Below are 24219 nucleotides of genomic sequence, written 5' to 3'. Positions count from 1 at the left end.
CCCCCTTCTGTTATCTGTTTTTGTCACGTTAAATTCTCCTCAAGCATGTCAAAGATGTCTCCCATTTCATCCATCTCAAGATCCTGCGCGCTGAAATCGCTCGGCGTAAATTCTTTCTCCTCTTTGGCCGTGCAATGGCGGATGATCATTAAGAGATTGTCTTTAAACCGCTGCATCTGTGTTTCGACGGTGCTTCTTTCATATTCTTGCTGATTGTATGAGCAAGAAATGACGAAGCGGCCGCCTGTAACCATCCCGCTGAAGCTCAGTGCGTATAACGCCTCTGACTCTTCGCTGACTTGACGTCCCATATCATATGGAGACGGCTCAAACCATTCCGTTTTCACTTCATTGTCAAACTGCCCCAAGTAGTTAAAACTGATTTCAGGCGTGACGCCTCTTTCTGTTTTATCGGATGACAGATACCGGAGAATCCCGTATCCTACACCTTTATCAGGAACGCGCCGCACCGTCTCTTTTACCGTTTTAATAACGGAAGAGACGCCGTCTTCCTTGCTGATCTGCAGAATCAAAGGATATTGGGCCGTAAACCAGCCGACCGTCCGTGAAATATTGACATTCGGTATGATTTCTTCCCGGCCGTGTCCTTCTAAGTTGATGCCGACTTTGCCGTTTTCCGTCCATTCACCGATCGTTAAGCCGAGCGCGCTGAGCAGAATGTCGTTGATTTCCGTTCCGTACGGATGATGAACATCTGTGAGCAGCTGCGCCGTTTCTTCCTCAGTCAATTCACATTTCACGGCCGCCGTATGTTTGACGAGCCGTTTGTTCGGATCATGATCTTTCGGCAGCGGCTGGAGTTCTTCCGCATCTGCCTGCGCCCAATAATCCGCCTGCTTTTTCAGCTCTTCTGATTGCGCAAATGTGTTCAGCGCCTCCGCCCAATCTTTAAAGGAGTGGGTTTTCTGCGGGAGGACGATGCTGTTTTGCTGCTGCGCCTGTTTATAACCTGAAGCGAAATCCTCAAGCAGAATTCTCCATGAAACCCCGTCCACGACGAGATGGTGAATCGCGATTAACAGATGATCGCCTTGTTCTGTCCGGTATTGCTCCGCTTTTAACAGCGGACCGTTCTCCAGATCAAGACTTCCCTGAAGATGATCGGCAAGCCGCTGAATCTGGCTTTTCAGCATATCCTCGTCAGTTCCGTACAGATCAACGATGTCAAAGCTTGCCTTGCATTCTGTGGCAGGGAGGTATGTCTGAATGATGCCTTCCCTTTCTTCACGGTAAACCATGCGGAGCGCATCATGGTGTTCAATCAATGCTTGCAGGGTTTTTTCCACCAGGTCCGGATCAAAGCCGTCTTTCGCGTGAAGCATGACGGATTGATTCCAGTGGTGTTTGTCGGTAAAGTTTCGTTCAAAGAACCAGCGCTGAATCGGCGTTAACTCCGCTTCGCCTTCGACAGGGCCCTGGTCGGCCTGCTTGCCTTCCGTCCGCTCCACATAAGAGACGAGCTCTTCGATGGTCGGATGCTGGAAAAGATCCTTCATCTCCAGCTTGTAGCCGTGCTGGTTCAGGCGGCTCGCCATTTGGATGCCTTTGATCGAATCGCCGCCGAGCGTGAAGAAATTATCGCTTACGCCGATCTGGTCAAGACCGAGCACTTCCTGCCAAATGTCAGAAAGCAGCGTCTCCATCTCCGTTTCCGGCGCTTTGTAAGCGGCGCTTCCCGCTTCAATGTCCGGTTCCGGCAGGGCTTTTTTGTCAATCTTTCCGTTTGCGGTGACCGGAAGCTCGTCCATCTCCACCCAGAATGCCGGCACCATGTAGTCAGGCAGCGTGTCTTTCAGCGCGGATTTGAGCGCTTCAATATCGTCCTGCTGAGGCGCGACATAGGCGCAAAGCGCGGTATTGCCCGCTTTGTCTTCCACCGCCGTCACCGCTGCGTCATGAACGTCCGCAAGCTGGGCGAGGCGGACTTCGATTTCTGAAAGCTCGATCCGGTAGCCCCGCACTTTGACCTGCTGGTCGATACGGCCGATGTATTCAATGCCGCACTGCGCGTTCCATTTGACGAGGTCGCCGGTCCGGTACATGCGCTCGCCGGGCACGAACGGATCTGCGGTAAACCGCTTCGCCGTTTCTTCTTCACGGTTCAGGTATCCGCGCGCAAGACCGCGGCCGGCCACACACAATTCACCGGCAATGCCTTCCGGCTGCACCTGATCGCCGTCCCCGAGAATATAAACTCTCGTATTGGCAATCGCCCGTCCGATCGAAAGCGATCCTTCCTCCGGATTGATGACGCCGCTTGTCGCGACGACGGTGTTTTCCGTCGGGCCGTAGTTGTTGACGATCGTGTACGGCTGTTTCACCGCCCGCTTCAGCTTGTCGCCGCCGACGAGAAGCATGCGGAGGGAGGTATTTTCCAGCTCCATAAATTGTTCGGCCAGCTGCGTCGGCAGGAAGGTGATGGTCACGCCGTTCTCCTCGAAATAGTGATTTAAGCGGGTGATATCCAGCCGGATCGCTTCGTCAATGACGTGAAGCTCCGCGCCGATGGTCCATGTCGGGAACATCTCCCAGATGGAGGCGTCAAAACCGAAGCCCGCGTATTTGGCGCTTTTATCATCCGCCGTCATGGCGAATGCGTCGTGATGCCAGAAGCACAGGTTCACCAGCGCATGGTGTTCGACCATGACACCCTTCGGCTGTCCGGTCGTTCCTGACGTGTAAATCATATAAGCGAGATGATCCGCCGTTGTTTCTGTCTGCGGATTCGCTTCATCGTTTTCATCAAGCGGCAGGCTCAGAATGGAGCGTCCGCCGTCAAGCAGGATCGTTTCTCCTTTGTAGCTTTCCGGTACGTCCAGCGCTTCCTGTGTGAGAAGAAGCTTGGCGCCGCTGTCCTGCAGAATGTAGCTGATCCGCTCTTCCGGGTATTCGGAGTCAATCGGCACAAATGCCGCGCCCGCTTTCAAGACGCCGAGTACGCCCGCGGCCATTTCCAAGGACGGTTTCGTCAAAATGCCGACACGTTCGTCAGCCGTGACGCCGCAGTCCATGAGAATGCGTGCGATGCGGTTCGCCCTTGCGTTCAGCTCGCCGTACGTCCACTTCGCGCCGTTGTATGCCGCGGCCGGCCGGTTCGCGTGGCGGGCGGCCGTTTCTTCAAAGAGACGGTGAACCGTTTTGTCCCGCGGCACAAAAATTGTTTTTCCTTTCCATGCGTTGAGGAGAGCTTGTTTTTCAGCATCGCTGATCAGTGAAATCTCAGGCAGCTTTCTGTCCGGGCTTTCTGCCGCTTGCTTCAGAATCCGCAGGAACCCGGCGCTCCACTTTTCAATTGTTTCTTTTTTAAACAGATCAGCCGCATATTCAAACTGAAGGCCGAGGCCTTCTTGATCCGTAAAGCCGCCGAGTGTCAGATCGAATTTCGCCGTGCCTTGGTTCGACTCATACGGAGTGATGCGCAGGTTCTCCAGTTCCAGTGTTTCTTTATCCGGATCTTCTGTCGTCATCATGACCTGGAACAACGGGTTGCGGCTCATGTCTCTCGGCAGGTCAAGCTTTCCGATCAGATCCTCAAACGGATAATCCTGATGCGCCAGCGCGTCGAGATTGGTTTGTTTCACCCGTTCGAGCAGCCCGGCGAAGGTCTGCTCTTTGCGCGTTTCATTGCGAAGCGCAAGCGTATTGACAAACATCCCCGGCATTTCCTGAACTTCGGCGCTCGTTCTTCCGGCTGTCACCGAGCCGATAATGATATCGCGCTGCCCCGTGATTTTGCTCAAAAAGACATGGAACGCGGCGTGAAGCACCATATGAAGAGTCGCTCCCGATGATTCCATTAATTCACGCACCGCTTTTTCCGTTTCACGCCCCGCTCTGAAACGGACGGATTGTCCTTTAAAACTTTGGACCGGCGGACGGGGAAAATCAGTCGGCAGATTCAATTCAGGAAGCTCGCCGGAAAATGCGGAGAGCCAATAACGCTCATGGTCTTTCATCCGTTCGGCCTGCTCAGGTTCATTCTGCCAGACGGCGAAGTCTTTATAGTGCAGGTTCGGCGACGGCAGACTTCCCCCTTTATAAAGGTGAGCGAGCTCTTTGACCAGCATGCTTCTGGACACGCCGTCGGCAATAATATGATGCATATCCAGCAGCAGCAGGTGTTTCTTTTCATTCAGTCTAACAAGAGCGGCTCGAATGAGCGGAGCCGCGCTCAGATCAAACGGCTTAATGAATGCCTGAATGATTAGATTTGCTTTCTCCTCGTCCGCTGCTTCAAAGATGTGCAGGTCAATGTCAGCCTGTTCTGCGATCTGCTGCATCGGGCGGCCGTTTTGATCGATAAAGGACGTCCGCAAAGACTCGTGGCGATTGATCATCTGATTGAGGGCTTCCTGAAGCCTTGAAATATTGACTTCTCCTTCCATCAGAAGAACGGACGGCATATTATAGCTGATTGTCTCCCGGTCAAGCTGGTTCAGTACGTACATCCGTTTTTGGGCGGATGATAACGGGTACGCGTCTGCACTGTCTGCCGGTGTGATCACCCGATATCCCTCAGATACCGCCGATTTTTCGATATATGCGGCAAGCAGGCGGACAGTCGGCTGTTCGAACAGCGCTTTTAACGGAACCGTTTTGTCCAGTTCAGCCTGAATATTGGCGAGGAGCATCATGCCTTTTAAAGAGTGCCCGCCGTAATCGAAGAAATTATCGTCGATGCCGAGCGTATCCGTACCGAGTGTCTGTTTCCAAATGCGGCACAGCTTTTCCTCCAATTCCGTTTCCGGCAAGGCTGAAACTGTTTGCGCCGTTTGGCTGACGCCCGGTTTCGGCAGGGCGTTTTTATCAGTTTTTCCGTTGGCTGTGAGCGGAATGCGGTCTACTTCCACGAAATAAGCCGGAAGCATATGAGACGGCAATGTTTCGGAAAGCCGTTTGCGAAGCTCAGAGCCTTTCAGCTCGCTGCCGGCTTTATAGTACGCGCACAGTTCCGGCAGCCCGCCTTCGCTGACTGCGAGAACGACTGCCTCCTGAATGCCGTTTACGCTTAACAGCACGGTTTCAACCTCTTTTAATTCAATGCGGTAGCCCCGGATTTTCACCTGATCATCCGCACGGCCGATAAATTCAATCGTCCCGTCAGGAAGCCTGCGGACGACATCTCCCGTTTTGTACATGAGGCTGTCCGGTGAAAAAGGATTTGAGAGAAATTTCTCCGCCGTCAGCTGCGGACGGTGAAGATATCCTCTGGCAAGCCCCTTCCCGGTAATATAAAGCTCGCCGCTTGCGCCCGGAGGAACGAGCTGCATTGCTCCGTCCAATACAAGCGCGCCGGTATTCGCGATCGGGCGGCCGATGACGGGACGCTGCTCATATTGATCAAGGCGCTCCATATTGATCCGTCCGGCAATGGCGCCGATCGTCGTTTCCGTCGGCCCGTAGTGATTGATGAAGTCGGTATGGGCGTATACGTCATGAAACTTGCGGACATCGGACGTGATGATCTTTTCTCCGCCGAGCACCACTAAACGAAGCGGGCTGAAACGGCGTTCTGCCGCAAAACGGGCTGTATTGACGATCATATGGAACAATGACGGCGTCAGTTTCACATACGTAATGCCGTTTTTCTGTATATACTCACCAAGCTGATCAGGCGCGGTGTACGTCTCTTTCGGCACAATGTGCAGCTCGCCGCCCGCCTGAAGAATAGGGAATATAGCCGTATAGCCGAGATCAAATGCGTAAGAAGACAGCAGCACAGATTTGTCAGCTTCGGTCAAACCGGCTTCACGGCTGAACCATGTGACATAATTGATTAGATTGCGGTGCTCCAGCTGGACGCCTTTCGGTTTGCCCGTTGTTCCCGAGGTATAAATGATATAGGCAAGCTGGTCGGCGCCGGGATTCGTTTCAAGCCGGCCGGCGCTTTCGTTCTGCCATTCTCCGTCTTCCATTACGACCGTTTTTCCTTTATAAACGGCGGCCGCGGTCATGTTTCTCTCATTGACGACCAGAAGCTTCGTTCCGCTGTCTTCGAGAGAGTAGCGGATTCTCTCTTCAGGAGTCTCAGGATCAATCGGGAGAAATGCCGCTCCGGCTTTCATGACGCCGAGAATCGCGGTAATCAAGTCGGCCGAACGATCCATCATAATGGCCACGATGTCCTCACTGCCCGTTCCGCAAGCCTGAAGGTGGCGGGCAAACCGGTTCGAGCGTTCATCAAGCTCACGATATGTCAGACTTGTTCCGCCCGCAACCGCCGTGAGATCAGGCGTTTTTTGCGCTTGCCGTTCAAACAGCGAAACAAAAGTGCCCTCAGGCAGTTCCGCTTCCGTACGTTTTTCATCAGAAAGGAGCGCTTCCCGTTCAGGAGCGGACAGCAGGCTTGCGTCGGCCAGCTGAATATCCGGATTTTCGGCGCAGGCTTTAATCAGATTGACAAAATGAGCGCTCCAGCGGCGGATGGTTTCGTCCGCAAATAAGGCTTTCGCGTAATCAAAGCTCAATCCGACCTCTTCTCCGCGTTCAGCCGCTTCTAAGGAAAGATCAAATTTAGCGACATGATGATGCATGGAGTATGAAGAAATCTCCAAATCTCCGAGCCGCAGGGCCGGGATCTCCATGTTCTGCATATTAAATAACACGCTGAACAGCGGACTCCGGCTTGTGTCCCTCGTTAACGGCAGTTTTTCAATTAATTCTTCAAGCGGATAGCTTTGATGCTCAAAAGCTTGAAGGCTCGCCGTTTTCACCTCATCCAGAAATTGTTTGAACGTTTTTTTGCCGGCAGGATGCGATCGAAGCGCAACTGTGTTGACAAACATGCCCGGCACGTCTTGGAGATCAGGATGCTGTCTACCGGCCGCCGGAGACCCGACTATGATGTCTTCCTGACCCGAATATTTGGACAGCAGCACTTGAAAAGCGGCTAACAAGAACATGTACATCGTCGTATCCGTATCAGCCAGCAGCTTCTTAATCTGCGCCGTCACCTGTTTATCAAGCCCGAAGATGACGCGTTCCCCTTCAAAACTGCGCTCGGCAGGACGCGGGAAATCAAGCGGCAGATCCAGCACCGGCAGATCGCCTTTGAACGTATCAAGCCAGTAGGCTTCGTGCTGTTCGAGATTTGCTTTTTCACGCTGCCAGATTGAAAAATCCTTATAATGAATCTTTGGCAGCGCAAGCTCCGTGCCTTGATAAAGCTTCGCAAGATCACCGATGAAAATGCCCATTGAGCTTCCGTCCGTAATAATGTGGTGCATGTCAATCAGCAGAAGATGCCGATCTTCTTCAAGCCGGATCAGCTTCGAACGGACAAGCGGCGCGCGGTTGAGCGCAAACGGCCTGATAAAGGCTTTTGTCAGCTCTTCTGCATCTTCTTCCCGGCCCTCGGCGGTTTCAAGCTCAAACGACACATTTTTATGAATGGTCTGCACAACTTCTCCATCTGCCATGTCAAACGACGTACGCAGTGTCTCATGACGGTTGATTAATGCCTGCATGGCCTCCTCAAGACGCTTTTTGTCTACTGATCCTTCCAGCAAAAGTACAGCAGGGACGTTGTAGCTCGTGCTGGCCTGTCCGAGCTGATTAAGGATATACATCCTGCGCTGTGCTGAGGAAACAGGATAATGCTTCTGATAAGGCGCTTGTCGGATCGGTTCAAACTGCTGTTCCTCCTCGCTCTCATGCTCCAAATAATGCGCAAGCTCCTGAATGGTCGGCTTTTCAAATAACACTTTAATCGGCACTTCTTTTTGAAAGTGCTCCTGGATTTTAGCGGTCATCATCATGGCTTTTAAAGAATGTCCGCCAATCGTGAAGAAATTGTCAGTCACACCCGCTTTTACACCGAGAATGCCTTCCCAAATGTCCGCGAGTTTCTGCTCCGCTTCCGTTTTCGGCGCTACGTATTCTTTTTGAACGGCTTCAGCCTGAGGCTCAGGCAGCGCTTTTTTATCAATCTTTCCGTTCGCCGTCAGCGGAAACTGATTCATCTGGATGAAGTGCGCGGGAATCATATATTCCGGAAGTGATTCCGAAAGCGTTTTGCGCAGGTCTTCCGGCGAAAGAGCTTGGTCTGCTGTAAAGTAAGCGCAGATTTCATTTTCATCCGCTTTATTTTTCCGGATCACAGCCGCAGATTCCGTCACATTCTCCGCCTGGCTGATTTTCGCCTCGATTTCGCCGAGCTCGATTCTGAAACCGCGGACCTTTACTTGGTTGTCAATTCTGCCGAGAAACTCGATCGTGCCGTCCGGAAGCCACTTCGCCAAGTCCCCCGTCCGGTATATCATTTCATCCGGTCTGAACGGATCGCGGACAAACTGCTTCTCCGTTAATTCAGGCAGATTCACATAGCCCCTTGCCACTCCGCTTCCGCCGACGCACAGCTCACCGGGCGCGCCGATCGGCTGGAGGTTGCGGTTTTCGTCCATAATGTACGCAGTGGAATTTCCGATCGGCTTCCCGATCGGGACCGAACCGTCATAATCCTGATCAATGAGAAAACTCGTCGAAAACGTCGTATTCTCAGTCGGCCCGTAGCCGTTCCAAAGCGACAGCTCCGGTGATGCCTTTCTCACTTTGCTGACGATATGCGGCACAAGCGCATCACCGCCGATGATGAGGTGCCGGAGCGTGTTAAACATGCCGGCATCCTTTTGGGCAAGCTGATTAAACAGCGGAGACGTCAGCCACATGGTCGTGATCCGCTGCTCTTTCAGAAATTGGGCGAATTGTCCGGCGTCAAGCAGCGTCTCTTTTTTCACCGGGTGCAATGACGCTCCGTTCAGCAATGCGCCGAAGACTTCGAAGGTTCCGGCATCAAAGCTGACGGCTCCCGTTTGCGCCATCCGGTCTTCTTCATGAACCGGCACGTAATTCGAATGTTTGACGAGCCTGATGATATTTCTGTGTTCAATCATGACGCCTTTCGGTTTGCCGGTCGATCCGGATGTATACATGATATACGCCAAGTCGTTGCCGCCGGCCGGAAGATTCAAGTCTGTTCCGCTTACCGTTTCATCCGCGCTTTCATCCAGCATGACGACCGGGACTTGCAATGCGCCCGCTTGTTCTTGATAGTCCTGAACTGTCAGCACGAGCCGAATCGAGCTGTCTTCCGCCATAAAGCGGAGACGGTCCTCCGGAAAAGCCGGATCAATCGGCACATATGCGCCGCCTGCTTTTAAGACGGCAAGCATTCCGACAACGGTTTCCGCAGACCGGTCGTTCATAATAGCGGCGGTCCGGCCTTTTTCCAGCCCGCTCTTCACAAGGTGTCTCGCCAGGCGGTTGGCCGCTTCGTTCACTTCACGGTAGGTCCATTCGTGTCCCGCTTCTTTTATCGCGATACTTGCAGGCGTCCGGTTTGCCTGTGCTTCAAACAAACGGTGAACGGCCTCCTCTTCCGGAAGCGCCGTTTTCGTATCATTGAATACCTCAACAATCTGCCGCTCTTCTTCGCCTGAAACAAGGCCGAGTTCCCGCACGGGCGCGTCAGGCGTTCCGACCGCGGCTTTCATCATGCGGGTCAGATGGTGCGCCGTTCGTTCGATGGCATCATGAGCGAAAGCCGCTCCATTGTATTTGATTTTGACAGTCCACGTTTTTCCCGGATACACGATAAGATTGAAATCAAAGCTCGTCTGCTCAAAAGCATGTTCCACTTTAATGGAAAAGCCGAGTCTTTCCTCCATGCCCCCGTTTTCCAGCTCTTTGTCCAGCGGATAGTTTTCAAACGCGACCAAATGATTTAAGAGGCTGCCGTCCAGGGCGGAGCGCTTTTGAATGTCATAGAGCGGCACATAATCATAGCGCTCGGCTTCCACGGCGTTTTTCTGAACTGCCGCCATCACGTCCGAAAAGGCTGCACCTTTGTCAATCTTGATTCTGACAGGAATCGTATTGATGAACAGCCCCGCCATCGTTTCTATGCCGTTGATTTCTGAAGGACGGCCTGATACGACGGTGCCGAACACCACATCGTCTGTATAGTTGTATTTGCTGAGCACCGCACCCCAAACGGCCTGAAACAGGTTAGGCCCCGTGACTTGATGCCGGTTGGCGGTCTGCTGAATCTGTGCGACCAGCTCTTCATCCCAGACAAAAGAATATTCTTCATTTTGGTAGTCTTTCTTTTCTGCTGCCAGACGGCCCGGGAGCAGGCTCGGCTGTTCGAAATCCGCCAGGCGGCTGCTCCAATATTGTTCCGCTTCCTCATAATCCCGGCCTCCGAGCCATTTGATATAGTCAGAGTAAGGTTTGCCCTGGCTTCCCCCGGCGTGCCGGCCGGCACGAAGCGCTTCATAGTTTTGAAACAGGCTTTTCATCAAAACGCCCATACTCCAGCCGTCCATGACGATATGATGATTGCTCCAGACGAGATACAGCTCCTTCTCACTGAGTCTGAACACCGCCGCTTTAAAGAGAATATCCTTCGCCAGATGAAAGCCCTGCTGCTGCACGCCGCGTTTATAGCGTTCGATATACTCAGTTTGGCGCGCTTCATCTAATTGACTGATATCTTCATAGTGCACCTTCGTCTTCCGCTCCGCCAATACGACTTGGCGCGGTTTTTGAAGCTGCTGGTGCACGAATACCGTACGCAGGATGTCATATGTCCGGATCAGCTCATTGACGCTTTTTTCAAAAAGCTCCAGCTGAAAGCTTCCGTGAATCCTAAGCTCTAATTGTGTGAAGTAGGAGGAAGAATGCGGATCAAGCAGCGCATGATACAGCATTCCCTCCTGCATCGGTGTGAGTGCATACACCTTTTGAATCGATTTTTTGCTCATATGTCACCTCTGTCTTTTCTGTTAGAGAATTTCCATTAATTTATCAAGTTCATCAAGCGTCAGATCATCATCGCCAAGATCGCTAGGCGTAAGCTCAGGTCCGTCTTGGGCCAGGCAGTGATCTATGATTTTCAAGAGGTGCCCTTTAAAGCTGTCACTGAACGATTGAATGGTTTTTTCATGAAATTCGAGAGAATGATAGGCAAACGTCATCGTCATCTGCCCATTTTCTATAAATCCGACAATATCAAGCGCATTCGGCTTCTCTGTGTCAGGGCTCAGCGATTGTCCTGACGGCATCCCGGATCTTGTAAATAAGCCGGAATCCGACATCTCATTAAACTGGCCTAAGTAGTTAAAGCTGATATCCGGATCAATCTCAAATGAAAGATTCTCTTTATGCTCAGGCGCCGTTACATAACGCAGAATGCCGTAGCCGACTCCTTTGTTCGGGATGTGTCTGATGTCTTCTTTCATTTGTTTCAGCTGATATGAAAGATCGTCGGCGTGCTTCATCTCAAGGATCATCGGATACATGCTCGTAAACCATCCGACCGTCCGGGTGATATTCAAGCCGTCAAGAATGTCTTCGCGCCCGTGGCCTTCCAAATGAACGCCGATCGTGTCTTCACCCGTCCACTCTTTCAGCGCCAGTCCGAGCGCCGTGAGCAGGATGTCGTTCATTTCGGTGTGATAGGCTTCATGTACGTTTGTCGTCAGCTGTTCAGTTTGTTCAGGCGTCAGAGAGAAGCTGACTGTTCTCGTATGTCTCATGCGCTGATCACCAGACTGCCTGTCTTTCGGAAGCTGAGTGCATACCTCTTTTTCCTCAAGCTCTCTCCAGTAATCCGCTTCTTTCAGAAACGCCTTCGTATTTGCGTATTCTTTGATTCTCTCAGCAAATTCGGCGAATGAATGTGTTTTCGGCGGCAGCGCCGGTTCATTGCCTTGCTTCAGCTGCGTATAAACGGACGTGAAGTCCTCCAGTAAAATCCGCCAAGATACACCATCCACGACTAAGTGATGGATTGCGAGAAGAAGGTGGTCTCCATCTTCAGCCCGGAAGAGCCCGGCCTTCAAGAGATGTCCTGTTTCCAGTGAAATACTGCTTTGAAGACGGTCTGCTTCCCTTTCGATACGGTCCTCATGGTCTTCAGCAGGTCCGTTCAGCTCAAAGACGTTCAGTTCAACAGACGCATCCTCAAGCCCTCTGTAATACGGTTTTTGTTCACGATAAATCATCCGGAGCGCATCATGGTGCACCGTCAGGACATGTAATGTTTTTTCTGTTATCTCCGGATCAAAGCCGTCTTTCGCGTGAAGCATGACGGATTGGTTCCAGTGGTGTTTGTCCGTGAAGTTTTTCTCAAAGAACCAGCGCTGTATCGGCGTTAACTCCGCTTCGCCTTCGACAGGGCCCTGGTCGGCCTGCTTGCCTTCCGTCCGCTCCACATAAGAGACGAGCTCTTCGATGGTCGGATGCTGGAAGAGATCCTTCATCTCCAGCTTGTAGCCGTGCTGGTTCAGGCGGCTCGCCATTTGGATGCCTTTGATCGAGTCCCCGCCGAGCGTGAAGAAATTGTCGCTTACGCCGATCTGGTCAAGACCGAGCACTTCCTGCCAAATGTCGGAAAGCAGCGTCTCCATCTCCGTTTCCGGCGCTTTGTAAGCGGCGCTTCCCGCTTCAATGTCCGGTTCCGGCAGGGCTTTTTTGTCAATCTTTCCGTTTGCGGTGACCGGAAGCTCGTCCATCTCCACCCAGAATGCCGGCACCATGTAGTCAGGCAGCGTGTCTTTCAGCGCGGCTTTGAGCGCTTCAATATCGTCCTGCCGAGGCGCGACATAGGCGCAAAGCGCGGTATTGCCTGCTTTGTCTTCCACGGCCGTCACCGCTGCGTCATGAACGTCCGCAAGCTGGGCGAGGCGGACTTCGATTTCTGAAAGCTCGATCCGGTAGCCCCGCACTTTGACCTGCTGGTCGATACGGCCGATGTATTCGATGCCGCACTGCGCGTTCCATTTGACGAGGTCGCCGGTCCGGTACATGCGCTCGCCGGGCACGAACGGATCTGCGGTAAACCGCTTCGCCGTTTCTTCTTCACGGTTCAGGTATCCGCGCGCAAGACCGCGGCCGGCCACACACAATTCACCGGCAATGCCTTCCGGCTGCACCTGATCGCCGTCCCCGAGAATATAAACTCTCGTATTGGCAATCGCCCGTCCGATCGAAAGCGATCCTTCCTCCGGATTGATGACGCCGCTTGTCGCGACGACGGTGTTTTCCGTCGGGCCGTAGTTGTTGACGATCGTGTACGGCTGTTTCACCGCCCGCTTCAGCTTGTCGCCGCCGACGAGAAGCATGCGGAGAGAGGTATTTTCCAGCTCCATAAATTGTTCGGCCAGCTGCGTCGGCAGGAAGGTGATGGTCACGCCGTTCTCCTCGAAATAGTGATTTAAGCGGGTGATATCCAGCCGGATCGCTTCGTCAATGACGTGAAGCTCCGCGCCGATGGTCCATGCCGGGAACATTTCCCAGATGGAGGCGTCAAAACCGAAGCCCGCGTATTTGGCGCTTTTATCATCCGCCGTCATGGCGAATGCGTCGTGATGCCAGAAGCACAGGTTCACCAGCGCATGGTGTTCGACCATGACACCCTTCGGCTGTCCGGTCGTTCCTGACGTGTAAATCATATAAGCGAGATGATCCGCCGTTGTTTCCGCCTGCGGGTTCGCTTCATCGTTTTCATCAAGCGGCAGGCTCAGAATGGAGCGTCCGCCGTCAAGCAGAATCGTTTCTCCTTTGTAGCTTTCCGGCACGTCCAGCGCTTCCTGTGTGAGAAGAAGCTTGGCGCCGCTGTCCTGCAGAATGTAGCTGATGCGCTCTTCCGGGTAGTCGGGGTCAATCGGCACAAATGCCGCGCCCGCTTTCAGGACGCCGAGTACGCCCGCGGCCATTTCCAAGGACGGTTTCGTCAAAATGCCGACACGTTCGTCAGCCGTGACGCCGCAGTCCATGAGGATACGCGCGATCCGGTTCGCCCTTGCGTTCAGCTCGCCGTACGTCCATTTCGCGCCGTTGTATGCCGCGGCCGGCCGGTTCGCGTAGCGGGCGGCCGTTTCCTCAAAGAGACGGTGAACCGTTTTGTCCCGCGGCACAGAAATTGTTTTTCCTTTCCATGCGTCAAGGAGGGCTTGTTTTTCTGTTTTATTCACCAATGAAAGCTCAGAAAGCTTCGCAGCCGGATTTTCCGCTGCGGCTTCTAACAGTTGAAGCCAGTAATGCTTCCATGTCTCTGCCGTTTCCGGTTTAAACAGCGCGGTGTTATATTCAAGCACAAACGTTAAGCCTTCGTCTGTGTCCTCAGCCGTCATTGTCAGGTCAAACTTGGCTGTTTTTCTGTCAAACGGATGGTGCTTCAGCTCAATTCCTTCCATGACCAGATCTTCCGCATTTGCATTTTGCATTGAAAATACTGCATCAAACAGCGGATTTCTGCTCGTATCACGCTGCACCCCAACCTTTTGCAGAAGGTCTTCAAGCGGATAATCCTGCGCGTCAAATGCATGTAAAGCGGTTTGTTTCACTTCTTTAAGATAGTCCGTGAACGTTTTGTCCGCTTCCGGATACGTACGAAGCGCGAGTGTATTCACAAAAACACCGATGACGTTTGCGAGATCCGCATGTGACCGTCCCGCAACCGGCGAACCGACAATGATGTCATGCTGTCCGCTCAGTTTTGAGAGAAAGGCGCTGTATGACGCCAGCAGCACCATGTACATGGTAGAATCCGTTTGTTTCGCAAGACTGCGAAGAGCCGACGTCTGTTCCCCAGTCAGAGAAAAGACCAGCTTGTCTCCTTCAAAGGTTTGCACGGCCGGACGGCTGTAATCAGCCGGCAGCGTCAATACCGGAAGCTCGCCGTCAAGCTCCCGAAGCCAATGCTCCTCCTGCTTGCGGTACTGCTCTGATTGAATAAATTTCTGCTGCCATACCGCATAGTCTTTATAATGGATCCGCAGCGGATCAAGCGTTTCGCCGCCATACAAGCGGGACAGTTCATCTATCAGCACGCCGACTGAAGCGCCGTCCGAAATGATATGGTGCATATCAAACAGCAGCAGGTGGTCATGTTCAGCCAGCTTGACCAGTCCCGTTCTGACGAGAGGAAGCTGATCCAGGCGAAACGGCCGGATAAAGCTCTGAATAATCCGTTCAGCATCTTCTTCAGAGGCTTCATAATATTCCATGTCGATATCAGCTTTCGCCCATATGCGCTGAACCGTTTCTCCATCCTTTATGTCAAATGTCGTTCTGAAGGCTTCATGGCGTTCTGTCAGCTGTTTCATGACGGATTTCAGCTTTTCTGCATCAAGCTTTCCTTTTAAGCGGAGCACAGACGGCATGTTATAGCTTGTTTCAGCGCCTTCCATCTGCTGAAGCACGAACATCCGCTTCTGCGGTGAAGAAACCGGATACGTTTCCCGCTCGGCCGCCGGTGCGATGCTCTCTGCCGTTTTCTGCTCAGCCCCTTCAATCAGCTGCGCCAGCCCCGCAGCCGTCGGAGAAGTGAACAGATCCTTTAAGGTAAGCTGCACGCCGAATGTCTTCTGGATAAGGGCCAGCAGTTTCATCCCCGCTAACGAGTGGCCCCCGATCTCAAAGAACTGATCATGGACGCCGACCCGCTCCATTTGCAGCACCTCAGCCCAAATATCCGCCAGTTTTTGTTCTGTTTCATTGCGCGGTGCCGTATATGACACGGCATTCGCTGCGGTCACATCCGGCATCGGCAGCGCCCGCCTGTCGATTTTTCCGTTTCCTGTAAGAGGCAGTTCATCCAATTGAATAAAGACGGACGGAATCATATAAGCCGGAAGATCCTTCGCCGTATGCTCCCTCAGCTCCCGGGAAGAGATTTCCCTGAGGCCGACAACATACGCGCAAAGAAGTTTGTCACCCGCGCCCTGATCCACAGCGAGCACAATGCATTCCTGTATCTGGTCATGACTTTGAAGCTGATGCTCAATTTCGCCAAGCTCAATCCGCTGACCGCGGATTTTCACCTGATGGTCGATACGTCCGATAAACTCGATATCGCCATTCGGAAGCCATCTGGCCAAGTCGCCCGTTTTATACATCCGTTCACCTTCCTCAAACGGATGCTTTACAAATTTTTCTTCCGTCAGTTCAGGACGGTTGTAGTAGCCTTCTACGAGACCTTCACCGCTGACGCACAGCTCTCCCGCGATACCCGCCGGCTGAATGCGTCCGGCTGAGTTCATGATGAAGACTTCCGTATTGCTGACCGGTTTCCCGATCGGAACGGAGAGCGTATCCTCTTCAATGACATCCACCGGATGGTATGTCGCAAACACTGTGCTTTCCGACGGGCCGTACATATGAAGCAGTCTTCCTTTTCCGACTGCCGCAAGCGCCTTTTTGACATGTTCTACAGACGCTCTTTCGCCCCCGAACATGATTTTCCGAAGTGTCGTCAGACAGGACGGCTCCATATCAACAAGCAGGTGGAACAGGGCCGTCGTAATCATCAGAATGCTGACGTTCTCCCGTTTGACCACCCGGGACAGACGTGACATATCCAGCACCGTATCTTTCGGGACGATCACAAGCTTTGCACCGTTTAACAGCGAACCGAACATATCAAACATAAAAGCGTCAAAGACGTAGTTTGACAGACCGAGCACTGTGTCCTCTTCAGAAACGGTCAAATAGTTCGTGTTTTTTACCGTCCGCAAAATGTTGGCATGTGTGACGATGTTTCCTTTCGGCGTTCCCGTCGTGCCCGATGTATAAGTGAGATTGGCAATCGTTTTGGAATCAAACGGCAATGCTGGATTGCGAGAGTCCTTTTCATAGCTCGCCTCATCATCAGCAAGCACAATGACGCCTTGAAAACCGGCCTTTTCCGCAAGCGGCTTGAGACTTTGCTGAGTCATAAGCACATTCGCCCCGCTGTCGCGGAAGAAATGCTGAATCCGCTGAACCGGATGCTCAGGATCAATCGGCACATAGGCGGACCCCGCTTTTAACACAGCCATAATGGAAACAATCATATCCATTGACCGTTCACACAGAACAGCCGCGGTTTTCCCGCCGCCTCCGACTGAAAGAATATGCCGCGCAAGCCTGTTGGCGCGTTCATTCAGCTGCTGATAAGACAGGGTTTCCCCTTCGAACTGAAGAGCCGTCCGGTCAGGGTTCTTTCGGGCTTGTTCTTCAAAGATCTGCACGATCGTTTGCTCTTTCGAGTATGCCGTGCGTTCCGGATTGAACCGGTGTAATTGAGTCAAAGCCTCCCGTTCAGAAAGCAGATCATATTCGCTGATTTTCGCATCCGGCTGAGCTGCCGCGCTCTCCAGCAGACGGACATAGTGCGCAAGCATGCGATCCGCAGTTGAGCGCTTAAACAGCTTCGTGCAATAATCCAAATCAAGCGCAATGCCTTCCGCTGTTTCCCGAGCCTGCATGGTCAGGTCGAATTTGGCGATGTTGAAATTTGTTTCATGAAGAGACAGCGTCAGATTACCGATCTCCGGAATTCCGTCCGAAGCATTTTGCAGACTGAACATCGTATCAAATATCGGATGCCTGCTCATATCCCGGGGCACGTTCAGCTCCTCGGTCAGCCACTCAAACGGATAGTCCTGGTGAGAAAACGCGTCCAGCACCTGCTTGCGCACATGACCTAACAAGCCGGCAAATGTCTGATCCTGCTTCACGGAGCTTCGCAGCGCGAGCGTGTTGACAAACATCCCGATAAGCCCCTCAGTATCAGAGTGATTTCTTCCCGCTGACGGTGTTCCCACGATGATGTCTTCCTGTCCTGAATACTTAGAAAGCAGCGTATAGTAAGCTGATAACAGCACCATGTAAAGGGTGGCTCCGTTTTTCTCGGCAAGCTTCTGCAGCCGTTCCCGCAGCATTTTCGGCAGCTTGGCGGACACGCGGTCACCTTCAAAGCTTTGCACCTGCGGCCGCGGATAATCAGGGAGCAGCTGAAGCACCGGCAGTTCGCCGCTGAAGACTTCTTTCCAGTACGCCCGCTCCTTCTTGTAGCCTTCTTTCGCCCGTTCCGCCTGCCATACGGCATAATCTTTATATTGAATGCGCAATTCAGGCAGCTGATTTCCGCCGTAGATGTCAGCCAGTTCCTTCAGCATGATGGAAATAGACACCCCGTCAGAAATCAGGTGATGCATATCAAACAGCAGCATATGGCGATTGTGACCGAGCGTTTGCAGGCCGATTCTGAACAGCGGCGCCTCAGATAAATCAAAACGGCGCACAAAGTCCTTCATGACCTGTTCATTCGTTCTTCCGCGCGCTTCGATCATTTCAATATGAAACGGAACATGTTCGTGAATCACCTGTCTCGGCGTGCCGTCCTCTGATTGAAACGATGTTCTGAGCGCTTCATGCCTGCTGATTAAGGCAGAAAATGCACGCTCAAGCTTTTCACGGTCTAAAGCGCCCTCAATCATGGCCGCAGCCGGCATGTTATACCCGACTCCCGCGTCTTCAAATTGGCTCGCGATATAAGTCCGCTGCTGAGCGAGCGAAAGCGGATAGCTCGCCTGCTTCTCAGCCGGCTCAATCGCACTGAATGCCGGTCCTTCGTTTCGGTTTTCCGCATAATCGGCAAGCGCTGCAATCGTCGGATGCTCAAACAAGTATTGCAGCGGAATTTCAACGCCCATTTGCTTATGAATTTTCGTCAGAAGCGTCATGGCCTTTAATGAATGACCGCCTGACTCGAAGAAATGATCATAAATGCCCGCCTTGTCCATTCCGAGGACTTCCTGCCAGATGACGGTGAGCGTTTCCTCCGTTTCATTTCTCGGCGCGGCATATTCGGATGAGCTGACAGCCTGCACATCAAGCGCAAACAGCTTTTTGCGGTCCGCCTTCCCGCTCGGCGTGAGCGGAATTTCGTCCGTTTTTGTAAAGTAAGCGGGCACCATGTAATCAGGAAGGTGCTTTGACACATACTCTCTGTACTCGGCAGGGTGAAACTCGGTTCCTTTTTCCTGAACGATATATGCGCAGACATCTAAGCTGCCCTGCTGATCCGGCCGTGCCAGCACGACGGCCTGCGCCGCGCCCGGAGCTTTTCTGAGCACCGTTTCAATTTCTCCCAGCTCAATGCGGTAGCCGCGGACTTTCACCTGATCATCTTCACGGCCGATATATTCGATCGTCCCGTCCGGCAGCCAGCGCGCCATATCACCCGTGCGGTACATGCGGCCGCTTCCGTTAAACGGGTCTTGCAAAAACTTCTCTGCGGTCAAATCCGGCAGATTTAAATAGCCGCGGCCTACACCGTCACCCGCGATATACAGCTCACCGGCCGTGCCGTCGGGCTGAAGCCGCTGGTGCTTATCCAATATATACAGACGGGCGTTGCCGAGCGGTTTTCCGATCGGAACGTACGCCGCCTGTTGATTCATTCCGTTATCGGCTGACACCTGATGCACGGACGCATCTACGCACGTTTCTGTCGGCCCGTAGACATTTGTCAGACGCGGCGCCCTGCCCGATTGATGAAAGAGCGTCATCAGCTGCTCGGCAACAGCCGCGGACAGGCCCTCTCCCCCAATGAGCATGTGGCGCAATTCAATTCCGCTGACATCTCCCGCCGCAACCATCATCTGCAGATGCGCAGGCGTTCCGTCAGTGGCTTCAATCCGGTTTTGACGATAATAGTCCAGCAGTGCCGAGCCATTCGTTACAGTCGTTTTCGGCACGATATAAAGCGTCTGTCCCAAAAGAAGCGATGCAAAAATCTGTTTGACGGACGCATCAAAATGAAACGGAGCCAAAAGCGCCATTCTTAACGTCTGCTCACCGCATTGATAAATCTCCTGCTGCAGTGATTGCACCAGATGATGAACTTGCCGGTGCTCAATCATCACGCCTTTCGGCCGCCCCGTTGTACCTGACGTGTAGATGATGTAAGCCAGCCGGTCTGATTGTGTGCTGACACCGTCCGCAGCCGTTTCAAACTGAACAGCCTCGTCAAAATCAATCCGTTCGGCATCCGCTGCAGGCACCTGTATTCCGGTCTCCGTCAGAACAGCCTTCGCTCCGCTGTCCTCTAAAATGTACTGAATCCGATCCGCCGGAAAGTCAGGATCTATCGGCACATAAGCGCCGCCCGCTTTCAAAATTCCCAATATTGCCGCAATGACACGCTCAGATCGGCCAAGCAGCACCGCGACAGGAGAATCGGCTGATATCCCGGCTTGAAGAAGGCGTCCGGCAATACGGCCTGATTGTTCATGCAATGTGCGATAGGACAATGTTCGGCCTTCATACACAACCGCGGGTTTGTCAGACAGTGACTTCACTTTCTCTTCAAACAGCCCCGGTATCGTCATCTCCTTGCGGTAATTCACCGGATTGCCGGAGGCCCGTTTCAGCAGCCGCTCTTTCTCGGATTCAGAAAGAAGAGTAAGTTCATCAATTATGCGATCAGGAGATGAAATCGCATCTTCAATCAGCGTGATCAAACGTTCAGAAACAGATTCAATCTCTTCCGCCTTGAAAATGTCGCTGCGATAGTCAAAATCAATCGTCAATTTCCCGGTGTCCCATCGTTCCTTCACATGAATCGAAATATCATTTGTACCGCTTCCGCTGAAAATAGGGTCTGTCAGGAAGGACAGATTCTCTTTTTTCTGCCACTGCATCACCTGGTACTCCAGAGCCACCGTAAACAATCTGCTCAGCGAACTCTTCGAAGCGCGCAAATCATTGACTAGCAGGTTATACGGATACTTTTGGTGGCGGAGAATTTTCATCAGATCCTTCATCCGGCCTTTAACGAATTCCAAGAACGACTGTCCTCCGTCAACGCTTGTCCGCACAGGCACCGTAGATACGAACATCCCGAGCATCTGCTTTTCTTTCGCATTCGTCCGGTTTCCCATAAACGTACCCGTGACAACGTCATCCCGGCCGGTCACTTTGTAGAGATAAGTGATCAGAGCTGACTGGAACAGAGATAGTACGCTGACTTTATGCTCCTCGCAGAATGAATGAATGCGGCCATATAAGTCGTGAGGAATTTCTTGAGAAAACCGTTTCGCATCAAGACCCGCATCTGCCCGGCTCCGTTTCAGGGACACAAGCTCCGGCACGGTCTCAAACTGCCCGTTCCAAAAGTCCCGATCCTTCTTAAACCGCTTCGACTGCACATATTCCTGCTCTGTCAGCACGTGCTCGATAAAAGAAGGAATCTCCGTCTGTTCCCCACTTGTCCCGCCTGAAAGCTCCAAATAAATATCAGTAATCGCATTGCCCAGAATCGTCATGGAAATCCCGTCTGAAATAATGTGATGCACATTTGCGTAAAACCAGACCTCATTTTCACTGATCGTGTGCACGGAAAAACGGAATAAATCCTGATCATATAACGCCAGAGGCTTGCCAGCTTCTTCACGCCCCCATTTTGACAGCTCGTCCGCAGAGCAGCCGGCTTGCCTGATATCTGTGTGTCCGATGGAGAGCGGACGGTATTCGCTCACATATTGAACGGGCTCCCCCTCATCATCAAGCCGCAGACGGATTCTCATCGACTCATACCGCCGGACGAATTCCTGTATCGCTTTCTCAACGTAATGAGCCTGTACGCCGTCTTCAGAAATGAGTTTCCCGAACCCGGCAAGATTTGAAATACTTGTGTTCGGATAGAATTTTTCTGTATACCAGATACGTTTTTGAGCATTTGTTAAAGGATAAAAAGTTATTTCCATATGTGTGCGCCTCCCCTTTTTAAGATATAGTTGTCAATTCTCCCTTAGAAACAGCCTCCCTCTATGTCCCTAACTCATTCTCAAGCCAAAAGAACCACTTACCTCAAAAACGATCCCGATTCAATCACCGCCGAAATCCGTCATCCGTTCACCCGCGCAGTCCGAAATACGGCATCAAATTTATGAGAAATCAAGACAAAAAGCCATTGATTGTAAGCACGAAAGGTTTACCTATTTCTGCATGTATTTCTATATATCTACTTACGTTCACTTTATATGAAAATATTGTTTTTATCACCGAAAAATGGGTGAAAAGTTTCATGCGGCACACCGAAAAAAAATCCGACAAATCCAGAGGGTATTTTGCGGCATCCCGCAATTTATTTTCAAAAATATTATTTACGTAAAATTAAAAATCTTTAAACTATAATGAAAATCTGTCGAATATCCAGTTATGGCAGAAATAAAAAAAATTTACGTACGTAAGCTGACCCGGAAAAAACAGCGCAAGAACCGAAACAGACGGCCCGAATGTTCGCAATATGATTTCATTAAACCGCAAAAAAAGCACTCTATTTTACATAGAGCACTTCAAAAAGATTCCTTTATTGCAGTTTTATCAATGTTGATTAATTCCATATAATCTTTTCCCCACTTATACATGGCGTCCAGAATCGGCATAAGGCTTTCTCCTTGCGCCGTTAAAGAATACTCCACTTTCGGAGGGACGACAGGGTAAACTTCCCTGTGAACGATCAGATCCTGCTCCAGCTCCCTGAGCTGATTCACAAGAATTTTGTGCGTAATATCCGGAATTAAAGCTTTCAGCTCATTAAACCGCTTCGTCCCTTCTTTTCCCAAGTGCCACATAATCAGCATTTTCCACTTCCCGCCTATCACGGCAAGCGTCAATTCCTTTTCGCAATTAAACGTTTTCTCATCCATTCGGCTCACGGACAATTCTCCTTCCTCTTACTTTTTGTACGGTCATCATCTATTCATACACGCTTACTTTTTCACACAACTTTCATCAGTTTATACTACCACGCAGTTTTGCTGAAACAAAGCGCATTGCCTGCGGGGACAGTATCCTCAAAGTAACTATTAGACTTCAAAGTGCGTACTTCTCAACATGCGGGGCACTCTATAGAATGGAAATACATGAAAAAGAGGAGTGGATATAAAGTGGAATTACAGCTGGCATTAGACTTAGTAAATATCCCGGAAGCAATTGAACTTGTGAAAGAGGTCGAACAATATATAGATGTTGTAGAAATCGGCACTCCCGTTGTCATTAATGAAGGACTGAAAGCCGTGCAGGAAATGAAAACAGCCTTTCCTCACTTGAAAGTGCTTGCCGATCTTAAAATCATGGATGCAGGCGGTTACGAGATTATGAAAGCGGCAGAAGCGGGAGCCGACATCATCACCGTTTTAGGAGCGACAGACGACTCAACGATCAAAGGGGCCGTTGCCGAAGCAAAAAAACAGCAGAAAAAAATCCTCGTCGACATGATAAACGTAAAAAACCTTGAAACACGGGCAAAAGAAATTGACCAACTCGGTGTTGATTATATTTGTGTTCATACGGGTTATGATCTTCAAGCAGAAGGAAAAAATTCATTCGAGGAACTGACGGCGATTAAAAAAGCGGTCAAGAGCGCTAAAACCGCAATTGCCGGAGGCATTAAACTTGATACGCTTCCTGAAGCCATCAAACAAAACCCAGATTTAATCATTGTCGGCGGAGGCATTACGGGAGCTGACAATAAAGCGGATGCTGCTGCTAAAATGAAACAGCTGATCACACAAGGATCATGAAAACGACTGAATACTTACATGAAATACTAAATGAAATATCCCGCACCGCAGCATTAATATCCGACAGTGAAGCTGACAAGCTTGCGGATCAGATTTTATCGGCAGATCAAATCTTCACGTCCGGAGCGGGGCGTTCCGGCTTTATGGCTAAAGCGTTCGCCATGAGGATGATGCACATCGGCCTGAACGCTTACATCGTCGGTGAGACGCTTACCCCTCCCCTCCAAGAAGGCGGTCTCGTCATCATCAGCTCAGGCTCAGGCGAAACAAAAAGTCTGCTTCATACAGCTGAAAAAGCCAAAAGTCTTAACGGTATCGTCACTGCATTAACGATTAACCCCGGCTCAAGTCTCGGCAAACTTGCGGATCTTACAATAACGATTCCCGGCTCTCCTAAGGAAGAGACCGGCGGAGACAGAAAGACGATTCAGCCGATGGGTTCTTTATTCGAACAAACTCTTCTGCTGTTTTACGATGCGGTTATTCTAAAAATCATGGAGAAAAAAGAATTGAATTCAGCAGACATGTTTACAAAGCATGCGAATCTGGAATGATTTGCTGACGGCCTTCTTATCAGATGGCCGTCTTTTTATCGTCTTGTTGCGCACGGTCATGCAGGCCGAGGTTTTCGGGTCGGACACTCGCAGACGAAGATATCCTGCCGGTGAGCTTATCGCTATAATAAGTCAATTGACGATACGGCCGCAACCGTTCATTTCTGAATAGGGAAACGGCAAAAAACACTTTCTGATCGAATTTTTAATGAATAAAGTTGATTTGTGCAGATGGTTTTACAGATATTCAGCTGAATTGCGGCTGAGAAATATATTTTAACAGC

Annotated in this window: 5 protein-coding genes; 2 read left to right on the top strand and 3 right to left on the bottom strand. The window is 51.4% G+C overall.

Going from position 1 to position 24219, the window contains the following annotated elements:
• Positions 1-23: 23 nt before the first annotated feature.
• The 3 genes from srfAB to OQ477_RS17135 all read right to left on the bottom strand — a co-directional run bounded on the left by srfAB (position 24) and on the right by OQ477_RS17135 (position 22514).
• Entirely contained in the window at positions 24-10784 is a 10761-nt protein-coding gene (srfAB, locus tag OQ477_RS17155; protein WP_416346537.1) for a surfactin non-ribosomal peptide synthetase SrfAB, read from the bottom strand.
• A gap of 21 nt (positions 10785-10805) precedes the next feature.
• On the bottom strand, positions 10806-21560 hold the full coding sequence (gene srfAA / locus OQ477_RS17140; protein WP_265973332.1) for a surfactin non-ribosomal peptide synthetase SrfAA: 10755 nt from the start codon (positions 21558-21560) through the stop codon (positions 10806-10808).
• Between the two features lie 591 nt (positions 21561-22151).
• On the bottom strand, positions 22152-22514 hold the full coding sequence (locus OQ477_RS17135) for a winged helix-turn-helix transcriptional regulator (protein WP_007409352.1): 363 nt from the start codon (positions 22512-22514) through the stop codon (positions 22152-22154).
• Between the two features lie 231 nt (positions 22515-22745).
• Between OQ477_RS17135 and hxlA the strand changes: the two genes are divergently transcribed.
• Positions 22746-23381, top strand: a complete 636-nt coding sequence (gene hxlA, locus OQ477_RS17130; RefSeq protein WP_014416875.1) for a 3-hexulose-6-phosphate synthase — start codon at positions 22746-22748, stop codon at positions 23379-23381.
• Positions 23378-23935 (top strand): 6-phospho-3-hexuloisomerase, encoded by a 558-nt coding sequence (gene hxlB / locus OQ477_RS17125; RefSeq protein WP_044802747.1) that lies wholly within the window; start codon positions 23378-23380, stop codon positions 23933-23935. Before hxlA ends, hxlB begins: the two co-directional genes overlap by 4 nt.
• The last annotated feature ends 284 nt before the right edge of the window (positions 23936-24219 follow it).

The sequence above is a fragment of the Bacillus sp. ChL18 genome (genome assembly GCF_026241425.1).
Lineage (GTDB): Bacteria > Bacillota > Bacilli > Bacillales > Bacillaceae > Bacillus > Bacillus velezensis.
Note: the sequence above shows the minus strand (reverse complement) of the source record. Positions and strands in the feature narration are given on the sequence as shown.